Annotated in this window: 3 protein-coding genes and 1 tRNA gene; 2 read left to right on the top strand and 2 right to left on the bottom strand. The window is 62.3% G+C overall.

Annotated features, from left to right (window positions below):
- The coding region (locus VF515_14300) for a DUF4118 domain-containing protein (GenBank protein HEX7408802.1) at positions 1-986 on the bottom strand (986 nt) is incomplete at its 3' end.
- A gap of 142 nt (positions 987-1,128) precedes the next feature.
- Here VF515_14300 and VF515_14295 point away from each other — a divergent pair.
- A tRNA-Ser gene (locus VF515_14295) sits at positions 1,129-1,218 on the top strand.
- A gap of 444 nt (positions 1,219-1,662) precedes the next feature.
- Here VF515_14295 and VF515_14290 read toward each other — a convergent pair.
- The gene (locus VF515_14290; protein ID HEX7408801.1) at positions 1,663-1,788 is read right to left on the bottom strand and encodes a hypothetical protein; all 126 of its coding nucleotides are present in this window, start codon (positions 1,786-1,788) and stop codon (positions 1,663-1,665) included.
- A gap of 57 nt (positions 1,789-1,845) precedes the next feature.
- Between VF515_14290 and VF515_14285 the strand changes: the two genes are divergently transcribed.
- On the top strand, positions 1,846-4,521 hold a 2,676-nt coding region (locus VF515_14285; GenBank protein HEX7408800.1), incomplete at its 3' end, for a DEAD/DEAH box helicase.

Genomic DNA, 4,521 nt, shown 5'->3' with positions numbered 1-4,521 from the left:
TCGTCGCGCACGTCGTGCACCAGCGCCCGGAGTTTCTTTTCGTTCGCCAGCGCCGGCGCCGCGCTCAGCACGGTGGCGGCGCCGAGGATGGAGGCGAGCGGCGTGCGCAACTCGTGGCTGACCGAGCCGATCAAGGCCTCGCGCAACTGGTCGGTCTGCGCGCGCATACGCGCCTCGCTGATGGCGTGCGCGACGCCTAGCCGTTCCAGCGTCGCGGTGGCGTCGGCCAGCACCGCATCGACCCGGATGCGCAACTCGTCCGAGCTTTCCTGGGATTCGCGGCCGAGATCGATCGCGATGACGCCGAACTCGGAACTCTTGGGCGACACCGCGCGGATCAGCCAGACGTCGCCGCTTTCGGCGGTCACCGTCACGCCGCTGATGGCGTCGCGACGGCTGGATGCAACTTCGACGACCTGGGTGAGCACGGCCTCCGGCACCGTGACGCCGGCGCGCCGTCCGCTGCTGCCGGAAGCATCGCGCGCACTGGCGAACAGGACGACTTTGCGCTGCATGATGGTGGCGAGGTGGTCTTCGATCGCGGCATGAATGTCGGACACGTCGAATGCCACCGCCAGCCGGCGCGAGAAGGCATAAAGATCGCGCAGGTCGATCTCGCGCTGGCGAGCCATCTCCAATTGGCGTTTGAGCCGGGTGGCGAGCTGGCTCACCACCACCGCGACGAAGATGAACAGGATCAGATTGACGACTTCCTGCGGATTCGTGATGCGGAAGCTGTAAAGCGGCGGATAGAAGAAAAAGGCGGAGGCGAGCACCCCGCACACCGCTGCAACGATCGCCGATACGATTCCCCAGCGCGTGGCCGCGATCACCACCGGGAGCAGATAGACGAGGGAGCCGTGTTCGAGCCCTAATTCCCACACCATCGAGAAAAGCGCGATGGTCAGGACGCCGACCAGACCGAGCGTCGCGCAGACCCCGGGCAATTCCTTGCGGATGCGGTCGAATTTCAGCGCGTCGGGCATCGTTTTGCCGGTCGGCGGCCGGCTCCCTTTCCAAGTCGCTCAATATACGTCGCGCGACCCTTGTCTGTCTCTTGTCTCTCTTGGCGCGCTTGGTTAGATAGCGGCCGTCCGCATGCGGCCTTTTCAGGCCGTTTTCGGCTCCGGAGAGGTGGCAGAGCGGTTGAATGCACCGCACTCGAAATGCGGCATACGGGCAACCGTATCGGGGGTTCGAATCCCTCCCTCTCCGCCACGAACTAAGTAATTGATATATCTCTTATTTTTGTCTTTTCATTCGTGCGAATTCCTTCGTGGTTTCCGGGACTTTGCGCCACATTGGCAACGACGCTTTTCACGCAGAGACGAATTCGTCCGACATCAAAGGCGTTGGCGGCCCGCGAATCTCATTTGCGCATTTTGGTGGTACGGGAGTCTCTTGCTCGGACGCAGTATTTCCGGTGAGAGAGCGAGACACGGAACGAGAGACCGTGGCCGAATTGCGGGCTAACTTGACTGACCGTGATGCCGCAACAACGATGCTTCGACGTTGCGCATTGAGTCGATCCGAAGAGCGTGGCGTCCGCGACCCGACCGTGCGTCATTCGTTATTCCGACGATCTGGAGCAGAAGCGCAGCCAAGGAACTACATTAGTTCGCCGCTGCGGCGGACCTTGGGGCGCCAGGGATGTAATCCGGATCAGCAAGTGCACCTCTTCATGATCATGAGCATGAACAGCGCTACCATCATGTCAGGATTCTGCAGCGTTACCTCTGACTCGATGATGACCTTGCCGAACTCGCGCTTGGTTCCGATGAATTTCACGACGATGACGCCGATGAGCGCAAAAGATATCCGTGGGATCGTACGGACGCATCCGTCATGACGATGCTGGCACCCGTTCTCACTCCGCATGGGTTGCTGACGTTGCGGCAAACGGGGGAGGCGCTGGCGTTGGAGCCCGAGCAGGGCTCGCGGCTTGAGCAGGCGTTTGTAAGGGGTTGCGGGCATGGACTGTTGTGCCTGGGCGCCGACGAGGTCGGGACGGTTCTTCCGCCGGTGCTGTCGTACTGGCGGGAGCTTGGAGCGCGCTATGTGACCGCATTGTGCGCCCTTCCCGGTATCGGCGAGGGAGCCAAGCCGCCTGTGCCAATTCCCGCGGAGGGCGAGCTGGACACGATGGCCGCAGCCGTTCCGCCCATGACCGGCGCGGAATACCTGACGGCGGCCGTCCTGGCGGATCTTTGGCGAGGCATGGATGCGGCCTTCGATGCCGAGCTGGCTGACGTCAAGCTCTCCGTGCAGGAGTTCCTTAAAAGCCGTCATCCAGCCTGGAACCTGGTTGGACGCGTGCACTTCAACCTTGCCGAGAACAGGAAGGACGAGGACGCTCCGTTCGCGTTTCTTGCGACCTACACGACACGACTTTCGGCTGAGGCCAAGGCTCAGCATCTGCCGCTCGGCAAGGCTTTGCAGGAATATGCCGGTACGAGGAACCGCGAACGCCTGCTGTCGTTGTTGACGCCCGTCCAGCGCGCCGCCGAGCATTGCCCTTGGTTGAAGGCCATGGTCGATGCGGGCGAGATTTTTCACCCGCTGCGCTGGAGCCCACAACAGGCGGTGCAATTCCTGAAGGACGTGCCCGCGCTCGAAAGCGCCGGGGTGGTCGTGCGGATGCCGGCGAACTGGCGCATGAACCGCCCCGCCCGCCCACAGGTGAAGGCAACGATCGGGGGCAACGCACCGTCACAACTGGGGATGGATGCGCTGCTCGACTTCCGGATGGAGGTGACGCTCGACGGCGAAAAACTCTCGGCGGCCGAAATCAAACGGCTTCTGGCGCATTCCGACGGGTTGGCCTTAATTCGCGGCAAGTGGGTCGAGGTCGACCATGCACGACTGAGTCGGACACTCGATCAATTTGAGGCCATCGAGCACCGCGCCGCCGTCGATGGTCTATCATTCGGCGAGGCGATGCGCATGCTGGCCGGGGCTGGCATCGCCGAGAATGGCTCCGGCGGGCAAGCCGGCATCGACTGGAGCCAGACTGTGGCCGGTCCCTGGCTGGCGGAGACGCTGGCGGCCTTGCGCCGCCCCGATGGGCTCGCACGGATCGATCCCGGTAGATTCCTTCTGGGCACATTGCGGCCCTATCAGCAGACGGGTGTGCAATGGCTTTATCTGCTCACCCAGCTCAGGCTTGGGGCCTGCCTTGCCGACGACATGGGGCTCGGCAAGACCATTCAGGTCTTGTCGCTGCTGCTGGTGCTGAAGAACGAGGCGGGGGACAAGCGGAAACCGTGCCTTCTCGTGGCCCCGGCCTCGCTGCTCGCCAACTGGGCCGCGGAGATTGCCCGATTTGCGCCGAGCCTCAAAGCGGTCGTGGTCCATCCATCGGCCGCGCCGGCCGAGAAACTGAAGGCGGACGACGCGGACAATCTGGCAGATGTCGACCTGGTCATCACGAGCTACGGTTTTCTGGCGCGCTCGCCGTGGCTGGGTACCACACCATGGCGACTGGTCGTGCTTGACGAGGCGCAGGCCATCAAGAATCCGGCCGCCAAGCAAACCAAAACGGTCAAGCAGCTCCGGGCCGATACTCGCATTGCCCTAACCGGCACGCCCATTGAGAATCGGCTCAGTGACCTGTGGTCGATCTTCGACTTCATCAATCCTGGACTGTTGGGATCGTCGAAGCAGTTTTCGTCCTTCGTCAAACACCTCGCCGACCAGTCTCACAACCCGTTCGGCCCACTCCGCGATCTGGTGCGCCCCTATATCCTGCGGCGTCTGAAGACCGACAAGAGCATCATTGCGGACTTGCCCGACAAGATCGAGGTGAAAACCTTCTGCCCCTTGAGCCGCAAGCAGGCGGCGCTTTACCAGCAAGCGGTGGAAGAGCTGGCGCGCCAGCTCGAAGACGTCGATGGAATGCAGCGAAGAGGCACAGTCCTCGCCTTTCTCATGCGGCTGAAGCAGATCTGCAACCATCCCTCGCAGTGGCTCGGCGACGGCGCATGGGCTGAGGAGGACAGCGGTAAGCTCGCGCGTCTGCGCGACATCGCGGAGGTGGTTGCCGACCGGCAGGAGAAGGCGTTGATCTTCACCCAGTTCAAGGAGACAACGGCGCCGCTGGTGGCGTTCCTGGGCTCCGTGTTCGGGCGGGCCGGCCTCGTCCTGCACGGCGAGACAGAGGTCAAGAAGCGCAAGGAACTTGTGCGCCAGTTCCAGGAGGACGAAAACGTCCCGTTCTTCGTGCTCTCTCTCAAAGCAGGCGGCGCCGGGCTCAATCTTACCGCGGCCTCACATGTCATCCATTTTGACAGGTGGTGGAATCCGGCTGTTGAAAACCAGGCCACTGACCGAGCTTTCCGAATCGGGCAAACTAAGAATGTGCTCGTGCACAAGTTCATTTGCCGCGGCACCGTGGAGGACAAGATCGACCAGATGATTGAGTCGAAGCAGCAATTGGCTGGGGATTTTCTGAGCGGCGGGCCTGACGTTGTGTTGACCGAGATGAAGGATGAGGAGTTGCTCAAGCTCGTGGCTCTCGATCTG

It is taken from the genome of Candidatus Binatia bacterium (assembly GCA_036382395.1).
In the GTDB taxonomy this organism is placed as follows: domain Bacteria; phylum Desulfobacterota; class Binatia; order HRBIN30; family HRBIN30; genus JAGDMS01.
Note: the sequence above shows the minus strand (reverse complement) of the source record. Positions and strands in the feature narration are given on the sequence as shown.